Here is a 13,829-nt window from a genome sequence, read left to right as displayed (position 1 = left end):
GTGAGGGAGTGGAAGGCGCCATGCAGAACAGCAAGCTTGCCGCCGCCATCACCGCCATCGCCGCCGGTACCGCCGCCGGGATCGTCGCCGTCGCCAAGGCGCGCACGCGCCTGCGCCTGTCGCGCGCCAAGCATCCGTCGCTGGGCGGGCATGTCCGCATGGCCAAGCGGGTGGCGGGGCAGATCCCCTTCTACACCCACCCGGAGGAATCCTTCTTCCGCGCCGACGGCGCCGATGACGCGGTCGCCGCCCGCCGCCGCGACGGCCTGCAACGCCTGTCGGTGCTGTTTGCGCAGCGTTTCCCGAAGACGCTGGCGCTGACCGCCGAGACGCGCACCGGCCTGTCCGATCTGCAGTTCACCGGCCGTTATCGCGTGCCCTTCCCGTTCAGCGCGGTCGTCCGCGAGAAACTGCCCAGCGGCGCCTTCCTCGAACGGTCGGACGGCGCGTGGCTGGTCGACCTGGACGGCAACCGGATGATCGACCTGACCGGATCGTACGGCGTCAACCTGTTCGGCAACGATTTCTACAAGGCGACGATGCGCGAGGCGCTGGAAACCGCCGAGCCGCTGGGCGGCGTGCTGGGCGCGTTCCACCCCGTCGTCGCCGACAATGTCCGGCGCCTGCGCGACCTGTCGGGACTGGACGAGGTGTCGTTCCACATGTCCGGCACGGAAGCGGTGATGCAGGCGGTACGGCTTGCCCGCTACCACACCGGGCGACGCCGGCTGGTGCGCTTCGCGGGCGCCTATCACGGCTGGTGGGGCGATGTGCAGCCGGGGATCGGCAACCCGATCCCCGCCGACAACACGCTGACGCTCGCCGACATGTCGGAACGCACGCTGGAGGTGCTGGCGACGCGCAAGGATATCGCCTGCGTGCTGGTCAACCCGCTCCAGGCGCTCCACCCCAATGCCGGCGCCCCGTCGGACAGCCAGCTGGTCGACAGCGCCCGCCGCGCGGGCGCCGATCTGGACGCCTATGCCGGCTGGTTGCGGCGGCTGGCGTCGGTGTGCCGCACCAATGGCATCGTCCTCATCATGGACGAGGTGTTCGTCGGCTTCCGCCTGGCGCCGGGCAGCGTCGCGCGCCGCTTCGGCCTGCAACCCGACATGATCACCTGGGGCAAGACGCTGGGCGGCGGCCTGCCGATCGGGGTGCTGACCGGGCGTGCCGAGCTGATGAAGCGATGGCGCGACGATCGCCCGATCGACATCTGCTTCGCGCGCGGCACATTCAACTCGCACGCCTATGTCATGGCGGCGACCAACGCCTTCCTGCGCCGGCTGGAGACGCCGGAGATCCGCGCGTTGTACGATGGCCTCGACGACCGCTGGGACTCGCGCGCCGCGCGGCTCAACGCGATGCTCGCCGACGCCGGACTGCCGGTCGGCGTCGCCAATCTCTCGACGATCTGGACGGTGCTCTACACCCGCCCGTCGCGCTACAACTGGATGCTGCAATACTACCTCCGCGCCGAGGGGCTGGCGCTCAGCTGGGTCGGCACCGGTCGGCTGATCTTCAGCCTCGATATCGACGAGGCGCTGTTCGACGAGATCGCCCGCCGCTTCGTTGCAGCGGCGCGCGCGATGCAGGCGGACGGCTGGTGGGACGGCCCCGAGGCGACCGACAAGCAGCTGCGCCGCCGTGCGCTGAAGGAGGCGCTGCGCGCGCGGCTGGGGCGCTAGCGCCTTCGTCAGACGCTCGGCCCGCTCTGCGCGCCCTGAACCACGGCGTCATCCCAGCGCAGGCTGGGATCTCCCGCCGTTCACGCGGGACAGGAGCAGCGGGAGGCCCCGGCCTGCGCCGGGGCGACCGCGCACTGAGGTTACCCGTCGGACCGCCCCGCCTCACACCGCAGCGTGATGGTCCGATCGCTGGCCCTTCAGCAGCTTGACCGGCGCGCCGCGATACAGGCGGAAATCGGTGAACGGATCGGTGACGATCTTGGTCGCCCACACGATGCCGGTCTCCAGGTCGCGCTGTATCCACAATTGCGTCACGCGCAGCACGATCGCGCCCACGCCCAGCAACAGCCAGCCGAACCCGACATGCCGCAGGAAGCCCATGACGCCCGCCGGTTCGTCCAGCAGCCCGAACAGCGTCGGCTGGATTGCCAGCACGGCCGGCACCGCCAGCCACAGCCCCATCAGCACATATTTGCGCATCAGGTTGTAACCGACCTTCACCTCTTCCTTATACTCATTCGTGACGTCATTCTCATGATCGTAGCCCTTCGGCTCGAAGAAGAAGTGCCCCGCCTGACGGCTGGTCATCGCCACGCCCCACGCCAGCAGGCTGGCCAGCGCGACATCGACGAACAACAGCGCATAAGCGGTCATGAAGGTGCAGGCGCTGACGAAATGCAGGCTCTGATTCACCAGATCGTGGTGATAGAAACGGTGGTCGTCCCAGCGCTGCTCGGCCAGTTGTGCGCGGAAACCGGGGTTGCCCTGTTCGTCCTCGAAACGAAGCTTGCGGATCGCCGGCATCATGCGTTCTCCCGCTTGGCGATGCGGACAAGCGAGAAATGCCCAAGCGGCGGAATCTCACGCTTCTCGATCAGTTCGACGTCGCGACGCGTCGCGATCCAGTCGGTGTAGAGCGCGAACGGGAAGTCGGTGCGGAACCCGAGCCGGCTGGTGATCGGCATCAGCGTCTTCTCGATCGCGCCGCGCACGCCCTGTTCGGCGCCGACACGGGTAGTGATGATGATCTCGCCGCCCGGGCGGCACACCCGTGCGAACTCGTCCAGCGCGCGCGCCGGATGGGCGACCGCGCTGACGACATATTGCGCGACCACCACGTCGAAGCTCTGGTCGGCGAAGTCGAGCGCCTCGGCATCGCCGACGCGGATCGCATCGATATTGCGCAGCCCCAGCCGCGCGACGCGGTCACGCGCCTTGTCCAGCATGTCCTCGGAGATATCGACACCGGTCACCCGGCTGCCGGCAGCATAGCCGGGCAGCGAGATGCCCGTGCCCACGCCCACCTCCAGGATGCGTCCGCCGATCCGGTCGGCGGCGCGGATCGCGCTCGCCCGCCCCTGTCGGAACACCGGGCCGAATACCAGATCGTAAATGGGGGCCCACCGGTCATAGGCCTGGGCAACGCCCGCCGTCGTCATCGTCGCTGTCATGTCAGCCGCTCAACCTTACGCTAGTCTGCGCGCGGGGCCGGTTCGCGACCCGACGTCGTAAGGGTGCTGTCGCCGGTTTTCATGTCACGGTGACGACGATTGGGTTACCGGCGCCGTCACCGAAACGACGCGCGACTGACACATGACACAAAAGGGACAGCCGACGCGAAAGGGGCGACCCGTCGCCGGATCGCCCCTCTGCATATCTTTCGACCGGAACGCCGCGCCGTCGGACGGGATCGACCGCGCCGCCCCGCCGTCCGCCGTGGCGCACGCCGGATCGCCATCGCGATCCGACGCGTCCCGCAGCCTTAGCGCTTCGAGAACTGGAAGCTGCGACGCGCCTTGGCGCGGCCGTACTTCTTACGCTCGACGACGCGGCTGTCGCGGGTCAGGAACCCGGCGGCCTTCACCGGCGCGCGCAGCGCCGGCTCGTACTTGGTGATCGCCTGGCTGATGCCGTGCTTCACCGCACCGGCCTGGCCCGACAGGCCACCGCCCTTGACGGTGCAGACCACGTCATACTGACCTTCGCGCTCGGTGATGCCGAACACCTGGTTGATGACGAGGCGCAGCGTCGGACGCGCGAAATAGATTTCCTGGTCGCGGCCGTTGATCGTGATCTTGCCCGAACCCGGCTTCAGCCAGACGCGCGCGACGGCGTCCTTGCGGCGGCCGGTGGCATAGGCGCGGCCGTACTTGTCGAGTTCCTGCGCACGCAGCGGCGCGCGCTGCACGGGGGCTTCGACCTCACCGGCCAGATAGGCCTCGGCGGAGGCGTCGGCCTGCTCGACCGCGCCCTCGCGCTGCTGCTGCAGCGCGGCGCCCAGATCGGAAAGGGACTGGCGGTTGTCGGACATTATGCGCCCACCTTGTTCTTGCGGCTCATGCCGGCGATGTCGAGGACTTCGGGGTTCTGCGCCTCATGCGGGTGCTCGGCCCCCTTGAAGATGCGCAGATTGCGCATCTGCTGGCGGCCCAGCGGCCCGCGCGGGATCATGCGCTCCACAGCCTTTTCCAGCACGCGCTCGGGGAACTTGCCCTCCAGCACCTTCTGCGGCGTGATGCCCTTGATGCCGCCGGCATAGCCGGTGTGCTTATAATAGACCTTGTCGGTCAGCTTGTTGCCGGTGAACCGCACCTTGTCCGCGTTGATGACGATGACATTGTCACCGCAATCGACGTGCGGGGTGAACGACGGCTTGTGCTTGCCTCGCAGGACGTTGGCGATCACTACCGCGGCGCGGCCGACCACCAGGTCGGTGGCGTCGACGATGTGCCACTTCTTCTCCACCTCGTGCGGCTTGGCCGCCTTGGTGGTCTTCATCAGCGCCTTCATGGGGCTTCAGACCTTATGTTCGCGTCGAAAAGAAAAAGACGCGCCATCCCGCCGGACACGCGCGCCGTTGGCGGTCCCATTGCCGGCGCATCACGCGAAAGTCAACATTTCGGGGGCATTCCTGACGGGTATTATGATACCACAGGGGTCAGGCGGAGGGTGATGGTCTTCACCAGCGAGGCGGCGCCGTCGCGCGCGCGGCGCTCCTCCACCACCTCGCGGGCCAGTCCGGTGCGCGGTTCCAGCGTCAACCGGCGGCGCAGCGCAAAGGTCGCGGCACCGTCCGCGCTGCGGACCTCCGTCGCGACGACGGCGGCGTCGCGACCAGCCCGCACCGTCTCGACGCCGCTCGCACGGCCCGCACTGCCGTCGTGGCGCGCATAGGGCAGCGTGACCTCGCGCTCGCCCGTCCGGCGCGAGGTCAGGTCCGCCGCGATCACCGCGGTCAGCGGCTCGGCCAAGATCGCGTCGCGCTGCGCGGCGGGCACCGCGTCGTGCAGCCGCAACGCCGCCGCATTCGCCGGACCGATCGCCGCCAGCGCGGCGCGCAGCCGTGCCCATGCCCCGTCGCGATCGCGCACGCCGGTCAGCCGGCCCGCGCGGTCCAGCTCGATGTCCACCGGCATCGCCGCCATGGCGTGCTGCACCGATCGATAGCCGTCGTCGCCGACCACGCTGTCGGGTACGATCCGCATCGTCGCGACATAGCCAGCGCCGCGCCGCGTTAAGGTGACGATCCGCGTTATCGCGAAGCGCCGCACCCGCTGCCCGTCGTCGCGCTCCTCAATCCGTTCCAGGCGATAGGCGCCGGCGGCGGGAGCAAAGCGCGCATCGGCGGGCGCGGCGGCGATGATCGCCGCCCCCGCCAGCCACACAGATCGCCTCATGCCGCGCGGCGGCCCACCACATGCGCGGCCGATACCGCGGCGATCAGCAACAGCGCGGCATTCGCCTGATGCGCGACCGCGATGACGATCTGCACGCCGGTCAACAGCGTCGCGATCCCCAGCAGGATTTGCGCCGCGACCAGCCCGACGACCGCCGCGGCGACGCCCGGCGCGCCCGCGCGGCGTGCGCGCACCGCCAGCCACACCAGCGCGCCGGCGGCGACGAACGCCAGCCAGCGATGGATGAACTGCACCACCACAGGGTTGTCGACCGCATTGGTCCACGCCGGCGCCAGCATCGGCACGTTCGCGGGGAACAGCGCATCGCCCATCAGCGGCCAGCTGGCAAAGGCATAGCCCGCGTCCAGCCCGGCGGTGAACGCCCCGAACACGATCTGCACCGCCAGCGCCGCCAGCGCCGCGATCGCCACGCCGCGCAGCCGCGCCGGTCGCGCCAGCGGGTTGCGGGCCAGCACGCGCAGGTCGCACGCGGTCCACACGATCCCCGCCAGGATGAACAGCGCGGTGCCCAGGTGCACCGCCAGCCGCACATGGCTGACGTCGGTACGTACCGACAGGCCGCTGGCGACCATCCACCAGCCGATCGCCCCCTGGAGCCCGCCCAGCGCCAGCAGCGCCGTCAGCCGGCGGCCATAGCCGTGCGGGATCCGCCGCCGCACCGCGAACCAGACCAGCGGCACGGCAAAGGCCAGCCCGATCACTCGCCCCAGCAGCCGGTGGACATATTCCCAGAAGAAGATCGCCTTGAACCCGGCCAGCGTCATGCCGCGGTTCAGCTCCTGATATTCCGGGATCCGCTGGTAATTGGCAAATTCGGCCTGCCATTGCGCATCGTTCAGCGGGGGCACGATGCCGCTGATCGGTTTCCATTGCGTGATCGACAGCCCCGATTCGGTCAGCCGCGTGATCCCCCCGACGATCACCATCGCGACGATCAGCGCCGCGACCATGTACAGCCACCGCGCGACGGTCGCGGGACGGGCGGAAACGGAATAACCGGAACTGGCCTGAAGCATGGCGCAATGTAGCGCATCGCACCCGCCCCCGCTATCCCGCGCCCGATCATCCCGCGGGCGTCATTCCGCCGCCTGTTCAGCCGCCTCCCGACCCAGCGTCAGCGCCAGCGCGGTCACGTCCGCCCCCGCCGGCACGATCCGCCAGCGCCCCGGCCGGCGGCTGTCGACCAGCGTCACCGCGCCCTTCGGGCAGATACCCAGGCAGCGCGTCTCGACGACGCCGATCGTCGCCTTGCGCCCCTTGCCGAAGCCGGGCTCGTCGCGCAGCGCCCTGGTCAGCGACTGCTTGCCCTTCGGCCCGAACCCGCCGCCCACCTTCTTCGAACATTTGCCGCACACCAGCAGCGCGGCATCCCAGTGGGAACGGACATGGTCCTTCATCCCGCCGCACCGGGGCGCCACGTCCGCGCGTCCTCGGCGGTGCGCAGTACCTCATACGCCGCCTGGATCGCGTGGAAGCGCGCCGCGGCATCCGCGTCACCGGGGCGCACGTCGGGGTGATAGGACTTGGCGAGCCGCCGCCACGCCAGCTTCACGTCGTCGAACGTCGCGTCGACCTCCAGCTCCAGCACCTCCAGCGCGCGCATCTCGTCGCGCGAGCGTGTGCCATCACCCGGCCCGGCCCATTGCTGATGCTTCGACTGGGTGAAACCGCCCGCATCGCGCCGCTCGTCCGCCTCGCGCTGCGCGGCTTCCTCGGCCGACAGCCCCTCGAAGTAATTCCAGCCGCGATTATATTCGGCGGCGTGCGTCTGGCAGAAATACCAGCGGTCGGGGCTGTTGGGGGATTTGGGCGCGGGGCAATCGCCCGGCTCTTCGCACCCGTGGCGGTCGCACAGCCGCACGGTCGTGGCTTCGCGGTTGGCGCCATAGCCGCGCCAACGGGGAAAGCCCCAGTCGTTCGATCGGGAGGGTATACGTGCCATTCCTCCCGCACATAGGAGCGCACGCCGCCCGCGCCAAGCGCGCACCGCCCGGCGAACGGGAAACGTCAGAGGGCCTGTAAGCCGGGTTCTGTCCACTCCCAAAAGGAAGATGGGCGACCATTCCTCTCGGCGTGCCGTTGCCGACACGCTCCAGCAACCAACCCGGGCAGCAGGCGGGAACACGCCCCGGACACACGCTTGCGCCCATGCCGCCCCTATTCGGTCTTGCTCCCGGTGGGGTTTACCGTGCCGCGGCCGTTACCGGCGCGCGCGGTGCGCTCTTACCGCACCCTTTCACCATGACCTGCGCCGAGGCGCGGGCCGTCTGCTCTCTGTTGCACTGTCCCTAACCGCGGGCTCGCGCCCTTGGCCGGCGGGCGTTACCCGCCACCGTCGTTCCGTGGAGCCCGGACTTTCCTCGGCATGTATCGCTACATGACGCGGCCGCCCGGCCCTCTGACGCGCCCGTCCCTAGCGCGCGGGTGCGTCTTAGGGAAGCCGCCTCAATCGTCGCCCTGCGGCCGCGGCAGCAGCAGCGCCAGCAGGATCATGCGGCATTCCGCGTCGATCTCCCCGTCGATCAACTCGGGGCGAAAGCGCCGCTGGAATGCCATGATTGCGGCCATACGGTCGCTCACGTCATAGCCGAACCGCTCAAGCGCCAGGCAGAATGCCGCCTCGCCCCAGAACGGGTCCATCAGGTTCTTCGTCGGGCGCGGCAACGCCAGCCGCAACCGCGACAATCGGTGCCACGGAAACAGCTCGCCCGGATCGCGCTTGCGCGTCGGCGCCACATCGGAATGGCCGACGATGTTGCCGCGCGTGATGTCGTACCGGTCCTTCAGATGCGCGACCAGTCGCACCACGGCATCGACCTGCGGCTCGGGAAAGCGGCGATAGCCGTGCTCGTGCCCCGGATTGACGATCTCGATGCCGATCGACGCCGAATTGACGTCGTCGATGTCGCGCCAGTGGCTCTTGCCGGCGTGCCAGGCGCGCTTGTCGTCGTCGACCAGCCGCGCGACCGTGCCGTCCTCGTCGACCAGATAGTGCGCCGATACCTCGGCGGCAGGGTCGCGCAGACGATCGATCGCCTCCTGCGCGGTCTTCATGCCGGTATAATGCAGCACGATCATCGTGATCGGCAGCCGGCGTTCGTTGAAATTGGGCGACGGCATCTCGACGCACTTCATCGCGTGCGCCGATCCTGTACCCGTATCCGTCCGATCACGCCCGCAATCCCCCGCGTCTTCGCCGTGCGAGCGATCTCCTTATGACGACTGCGCCTCTCGCGCCACCTCCGCCGCACCGCCCGGCGCCGTGGATGGGCATCCCGTCGCCTCGTAGAAGCCGCGCAGGCGGCGGCTGGGGCGCAGGCGATCGGACAGGCCTATCACCGTCTCCCCCGCCCCCAGCAGCAGTAGCCCGCCCGGCTTCAGCGCGCCGGCCAGCCGCTCCAGCACCTGTTCGCGCAGTCGCGGCACCAGGTAGAACAGGACGTTCCGGCACAGGATCAGGTCATAGCGGCCCGCGGGCGGTGGCTCCGCCACCAGATTGTGCCGCCGGTAGGTGACCGTATTCAGCAGCGCCGGGGTGGCGCCCCACTGGCCGTCGCCGTCCGGCGCGAACCACTCCATCATGCGCCGCACCGGCAGGCCGCGCTGGATCTCGAACTGCGAATAGCTGCCCTGCCGCGCGCGGGCGATCGCCGCGGCGGATACGTCGGTCCCGATGATCTCTGGCATTCGCGGCCAGCGTTCGGCCGCCTTGCGCTCCGCGAACAGCATCGCCAGCGACAGCGCCTCCTGCCCGGTCGCGCAGGCCGCGCACCAGATATGCACCGGCATGCCCGCCGCCAGCGGCACCGCCACCGCCTGCGCCGCCGATTCGATCACCCCGGCGTCGCGGAAGAACGACGTTTCCTGGTTCAGCAACAGGTCGACGACCTTGTCCGCCAGCACCTCGTCACGGCCCTCGCGCAGTCGCCGCGCCAGATCGTCCACGTCGTGGATCGCCAGCCCCGCCAGCAGCGGTTTCAACGCGGTGTCCAGTCGCCAGCTGCGGTTCGGGGCGATCCGCTGGCCGGTGCGCTGCTCCAGCAATCCCGCCAGCAGCCGCGCGCATCCCGAATCGATCGGCTGAACCGCCATGGTCATGCGGCACGATCCGCCGATGCTGCGATCGACCGGCCCAGTGCGTCCGGCGGCAGCACCGCCAGCGCCAGCCCGGCGTCCGCCACCACGCCCGGCATTCCCCAAACCACCGATGTCGCGCGATCCTGGACCAGCACGGTGCCGCCCGCCGCCCGCACCGCGCGCGCGCCCTCGAGCCCGTCGCGTCCCATGCCGCTCAGCACGATCGCCAGCAGCCGCGGGCCATAGACCGCCGCCAGGCTCGCGAACATCGGATCGACCGACGGCAGGTTGCCGGTGGGCACCGCGGCGGTGGACAGGCGCACCAGCGCATCCTCCGGCCCGCGCCCGCTGACGGTCAGATGCGCGGTGCCCGGCGCGACCAGCAGCCGGCCGGCGACGGCGCGCGTGCGATCGACGGCGATCGCCGCCGGGCGCCGCGCCGACATCTGAACCTGCGCCGCGAAATAGGGGGAAAAGGCCGGGGGCAGATGCTGCGTCACGAAGATCGGCTGGCGCACCTCGGCGGGGACTTCGCCCAGCAACGACGCCAGCGCGTGGATACCGCCGGTGGACGCGCCGATCGCGATCGCATCGAACCCGGGCAGCGGCACGGGCGGGTGGATCGCGCGGCGCGGCGCCTCGACCGTCGCCGCCCGCGGTGCCGCCAGCAGGTCCAGCCGCGCCAGCAACACCTCGCCGAACCGGCTGGCGAAGGCGCCGGCGGCGGGCTTGACCAGCGTGTCGGCAGCGCCCAGCGCCAGCGCGCGCATCGTCACCGCGGCGCCATCGGCGGCGGCGCTCGACACCACCAGCACGCGCGCGCCCTGCCCCGCGGCGATCAGCTGCGGCAGCGCGTCGATGCCATGGGTATGCGGCATCTCCAGATCGAGCAGGATGACGTCGACCCGCTCCCGCGACAGGAACTCCAGCGCACGGCGCGCATCCGGCACCGCGGCGGCCAGCGCGAAGCGGTCCTCCGACGTCACGAACCGCGACAATACCGCGCGCGCCACCGCCGAATCATCGACGATCAGGACCCGCGGCACGGCAGCGGCGGCGGCATCCGGGATGGGAAGGGAGCTATGCACGTCTGGCTGCCTCAAAGGCGTGGTGGCGGGGGATCAGGCCACGCCGACGATCTGCAGCTTGCTGTGCAGCGTTTCGCGGTCGAATGGTTTCATCACATATTCGTCCGCCCCCGCCTCGATCGCGGCGCGGATGTGCGCCATGCCGTTCTCGGTGGTACAGAACACGACCTTGGGGCGGTGGGACAGCGTCTCGGTACCCAGGGCGCGCAGGAATTCCATCCCGCTCATCACCGGCATGTTCCAGTCCAGCAGCACCACGTCCGGCGTCGATTGCCGGCATTGTTCCAGTGCCTCGCGGCCGTCGGCGGCCTCCGTGACGGCGAAATCCAGCGTCTCCAGGATGTGGCGGGCGACCTTCCGAATCACCTTCGAATCATCGACGATCAGGCAGGTCTTCATGACGCGGTCCCCGCTTACTCAGTACACCGGCGCGTCATGCCCGATAACATGTTGTTTTGGCGTTAATGCGGCCGACGATCATTCGATTGCACCGGCACGCGCGACCAGCCGGTCGATGTCCAGCGCCAGCAACGTCTCCTGCCCGCGTTCGGCCACGCCGGACACGAAATCCCACGCCGCGTCGGACGCGCCGCCCATCCCGGGCGGTCGCGGTGCGATCTCCACCGCCTCGACATCCTCCAGCATGTCGACCGCGATCGCGTACAGATGCCCGTCGACCATCGTCGCCACGGCATGGCCGATCGCGCCGTCGCCCACGGGCCGCGGCGGCACGCCCAGCAGCTGGCGCACGTCCAGCACGGTGGCGACGCGGCTGCGCATCGCCGCCAGCCCGATCACCGCCGGTCCGGCACCGGGGGCGGGCACCGCGCGGTCCAGTTCCACCACCGATGCGACGCGATCGGTGTTGAACATCACGCCACAACCGCCGACATGCGCGATCAGGTGCAGGGTATCGGTCACGCGCGATGCTCCTTCAGCGCGGCGACCAGCGCGGCGCGGTCATAACGGTACAGCGGCTGCCCGCGCGTCCGGCTTAGCCGGATCGCCGGGCACGGCGCCGTGTCCGCCTCCTCCTCGATCGCCAGCGCGACCGCCGCGCGCTCGCCCGGCGGCAGCGTCCGCACCACGCGATAGCCCGATTGCTCGATCGCCGGCTTCAGAAACGTCTCCATCCACGCGCTGTGGCTGCCGTGCAGCAGGCACAGCGGGCGCTCGCTGGCGACCGGCACATCGGTGAACAGCATCAGCGGGTCGATCAGCTCGATCGGCTCGCCGGCGATTACCACCAGCCCGGCGACCGCGCCGCCGCCCGCGTCGGCAGGCGCCGGCGCGATCTCCTCGGGCAGCGGCAGTATCTCGATCGGCTCGGCGATCGGATAGGCCAGTTCCTGTCCGTCCAGTTGCAGGCGCAACACCTTGGCGATCGTATCGGCCCGCACGTTCTGGGCGTTCCACACCGGTACCGACCGCCCCTCGACGGTCAGCCACAGTCCTCCCGCAACGGCGCGAATCGCGCCCGGTTCGATGCGTTCGATGCGATCCACCGCGTCGGAAACGATCATCCGTCGCGCGCCGTCGACGTCGTCGAACAGCAGCGCCGGCACACCCTGTGCGACCGCGGTCTCGGCAACCTGCTCGCGCACCGTCTCGAATACCAGCCCGGCGCGCTGCGCAATCCCCGCGCAGTCCAGCAGCAGGACGGGCACGCCGTCGTCGGGCAGCATCTGCCCGGCATAGATTCCGGCGCGCATCACCGGCGGCGCGGCGGGCTTCACCACCAGTTCCTGCGTATCGTCTACCGCGTCGATCGCCAGCGCGAACCGCCCTTGGCGCAGCGACACCACCGCCAGATAGCGCGGCGACGCGGCGCCATGCGCCATGCCGATCACCTCCGGCAGCGACACCATCGACAGCCTCTCGCCGCGCAGCATCGCCACCGCGCCATGCCCGCCGACGCGGTCGATGCGCGTGCCGCCCTGCCCGACCTGCACGATCTCGTCCACCGACTGGCGCGGGATGGCGAAGCGCGTGCCCGCCACCTGTACCAGCACCGCATTCAGGATCGCCAGCGTCAGCGGCACCTCCAGCGTGACCGTCAATCCCTGCCCCGGACGGTTCGACAGCGCGATGCGGCCGCCGATCTGCTCGACGTTCGAGCGGACCACGTCCATCCCCACGCCGCGGCCGGACAGCGTCGTCACGTCATCGCGCGACGACAGGCCCGGTTCGAAGACCAGCGCCAGCATCTCGTCCTCGTCCATCGCGGGCAACGCCGCGATGCGCGAGGGCTGGGCCAGCGCCATCTTGGCGACCAGCGCGCCGACGTCCACGCCGCGCCCGTCGTCGGCGATCTCGATGATGATGAGGTTGCCGGCCTGCCGCGCGACGACGCGCAGTTCGCCCGCCCCCGGCTTGCCCGACAGGATGCGGTCGGCCCGCGCTTCGATGCCATGGTCGATCGCGTTGCGGACCATATGCGCCAGCGGGTCGCGCAGCAGCTCGATCATCTCGCGGTCCAGCTCGACGTCGCCGCCCTCGACCACCAGGTTGACCGTCTTGCCGGCGGCATGGGCGGCGTCGCGCACCAGCCGCGGCAGCGCGGAAAACAGCCCTTCCACGCGCTGCATCCGGGTGCGCGTCACGATATCGCGCAGGTCGTCGACCGAGATACTCAGCCGCTCCAGCATCGCCTCCAGCCGCGGGTCGTCGATCTGGCGCAAATGCCGGCCCAGCTGGTTGCGCGCCAGCACCATGTCGGACACGCCGCTCATCATCCGGTCGAGCAGGTCGACCGACAGCCGCACCGATCGGGTGCCGGCACGCGGCCCGCTCGCCGCGCGGCGATCGCCGTTCGCCGGCACGCTCGGCGCGACGTCGACAATCGGCACCGCCTCCACCGGCGTGCCATTTTCCAGCGCCGCGATCAGCGCCTCCTCGCCATCCTCCGGCACGGCGGCATCGGCATCGATCGCCTCCACGATCTCGCCGATGCGGTCGATGATCGCCAGGATCGCGTTGACCAACGCGGCGTCGGGCATGCGCTCGCCGCTGCGCACCGATGCCAGCGTGTCCTCTGCCGCGTGGCTCAGCCTTGCCAGCCGTGGCAGGTCCAGGAACCCGCAGCTACCCTTGATGGTATGGACGAAGCGGAAGATCGCGTCCAGGCGCGCGCGGTCGCGCGGGTCGGCCTCCCACCCCACGATCTCACCCGAGAGCGCCTCCAGCGTCTCGCGCGTTTCGGCAATGAATTCCTGAAGAAGGTCGTCCATGCGGTCCCGTCGCGTCCGTTCGCTCCGGTCCTGGCATGGTGGGGGTTA

General features: G+C 69.9%; 15 protein-coding genes and 1 other RNA gene. 1 reads left to right on the top strand and 15 read right to left on the bottom strand.

Features of this window, described 5'->3' with window-relative positions:
• The first annotated feature begins 20 nt into the window (after positions 1-20).
• Positions 21-1,688 carry an aminotransferase class III-fold pyridoxal phosphate-dependent enzyme gene (locus tag COA17_RS14535; protein WP_096613411.1) on the top strand — a complete coding sequence of 556 codons (1,668 nt, stop codon included), beginning with the start codon at positions 21-23 and terminating at the stop codon, positions 1,686-1,688.
• A gap of 162 nt (positions 1,689-1,850) precedes the next feature.
• Here the strand turns inward: COA17_RS14535 and COA17_RS14530 are convergent, their stop codons facing one another.
• The 15 genes from COA17_RS14530 to COA17_RS14460 form a co-directional block, all read right to left on the bottom strand.
• On the bottom strand, positions 1,851-2,495 hold the full coding sequence (locus tag COA17_RS14530) for a hypothetical protein (RefSeq protein ID WP_231792280.1): 645 nt from the start codon (positions 2,493-2,495) through the stop codon (positions 1,851-1,853).
• Positions 2,492-3,127, bottom strand: coding sequence for a class I SAM-dependent methyltransferase (locus COA17_RS14525; protein ID WP_245857826.1), 636 nt, complete (start codon positions 3,125-3,127; stop codon positions 2,492-2,494). Before COA17_RS14525 ends, COA17_RS14530 begins: the two co-directional genes overlap by 4 nt.
• 323 nt (positions 3,128-3,450) lie before the next feature.
• The gene (gene rpsI, locus COA17_RS14520; protein ID WP_082741058.1) at positions 3,451-3,999 is read right to left on the bottom strand and encodes a 30S ribosomal protein S9; all 549 of its coding nucleotides are present in this window, start codon (positions 3,997-3,999) and stop codon (positions 3,451-3,453) included.
• Complete coding sequence (rplM, locus tag COA17_RS14515; RefSeq protein WP_082741059.1) at positions 3,999-4,478, bottom strand: 50S ribosomal protein L13; 480 nt, start codon at positions 4,476-4,478, stop codon at positions 3,999-4,001. Before rplM ends, rpsI begins: the two co-directional genes overlap by 1 nt.
• 131 nt (positions 4,479-4,609) lie before the next feature.
• Positions 4,610-5,365, bottom strand: coding sequence for a hypothetical protein (locus tag COA17_RS14510; protein WP_141397109.1), 756 nt, complete (start codon positions 5,363-5,365; stop codon positions 4,610-4,612).
• A complete protein-coding gene (locus COA17_RS14505) occupies positions 5,362-6,402 on the bottom strand; it encodes a COX15/CtaA family protein (protein ID WP_096613405.1) in 1,041 nt (346 codons plus the stop codon). The genes COA17_RS14510 and COA17_RS14505 overlap by 4 nt, the downstream gene beginning before the upstream one ends.
• Positions 6,403-6,462: 60 nt before the next feature.
• Positions 6,463-6,783: a hypothetical protein gene (locus tag COA17_RS14500; RefSeq protein ID WP_096613464.1), complete on the bottom strand. Its 321-nt coding sequence runs from the start codon at positions 6,781-6,783 to the stop codon at positions 6,463-6,465.
• Positions 6,780-7,328, bottom strand: a complete 549-nt coding sequence (locus COA17_RS14495) for a J domain-containing protein (RefSeq protein ID WP_066491815.1) — start codon at positions 7,326-7,328, stop codon at positions 6,780-6,782. Before COA17_RS14495 ends, COA17_RS14500 begins: the two co-directional genes overlap by 4 nt.
• A gap of 61 nt (positions 7,329-7,389) precedes the next feature.
• Positions 7,390-7,788, bottom strand: an RNA gene (gene rnpB / locus COA17_RS14490) — RNase P RNA component class A.
• A gap of 43 nt (positions 7,789-7,831) precedes the next feature.
• Complete coding sequence (locus COA17_RS14485) at positions 7,832-8,521, bottom strand: N-acetylmuramoyl-L-alanine amidase (protein WP_096613403.1); 690 nt, start codon at positions 8,519-8,521, stop codon at positions 7,832-7,834.
• Between the two features lie 78 nt (positions 8,522-8,599).
• Positions 8,600-9,484 (bottom strand): CheR family methyltransferase, encoded by an 885-nt coding sequence (locus COA17_RS14480; protein WP_096613401.1) that lies wholly within the window; start codon positions 9,482-9,484, stop codon positions 8,600-8,602.
• Positions 9,481-10,551, bottom strand: coding sequence for a chemotaxis protein CheB (locus tag COA17_RS14475; RefSeq protein ID WP_245857824.1), 1,071 nt, complete (start codon positions 10,549-10,551; stop codon positions 9,481-9,483). Before COA17_RS14475 ends, COA17_RS14480 begins: the two co-directional genes overlap by 4 nt.
• Before the next feature lie 33 nt (positions 10,552-10,584).
• Complete coding sequence (locus COA17_RS14470; RefSeq protein WP_066491826.1) at positions 10,585-10,950, bottom strand: response regulator; 366 nt, start codon at positions 10,948-10,950, stop codon at positions 10,585-10,587.
• Between the two features lie 78 nt (positions 10,951-11,028).
• Positions 11,029-11,472 (bottom strand): chemotaxis protein CheW, encoded by a 444-nt coding sequence (locus tag COA17_RS14465; RefSeq protein WP_070321583.1) that lies wholly within the window; start codon positions 11,470-11,472, stop codon positions 11,029-11,031.
• Positions 11,469-13,781: a chemotaxis protein CheA gene (locus tag COA17_RS14460; RefSeq protein WP_096613397.1), complete on the bottom strand. Its 2,313-nt coding sequence runs from the start codon at positions 13,779-13,781 to the stop codon at positions 11,469-11,471. Before COA17_RS14460 ends, COA17_RS14465 begins: the two co-directional genes overlap by 4 nt.
• Positions 13,782-13,829: the final 48 nt, after the last annotated feature.

It is taken from the genome of Sphingomonas ginsenosidimutans, from assembly GCF_002374835.1.
Lineage (GTDB): Bacteria > Pseudomonadota > Alphaproteobacteria > Sphingomonadales > Sphingomonadaceae > Sphingomonas > Sphingomonas ginsenosidimutans.
Note: the sequence above shows the minus strand (reverse complement) of the source record. Positions and strands in the feature narration are given on the sequence as shown.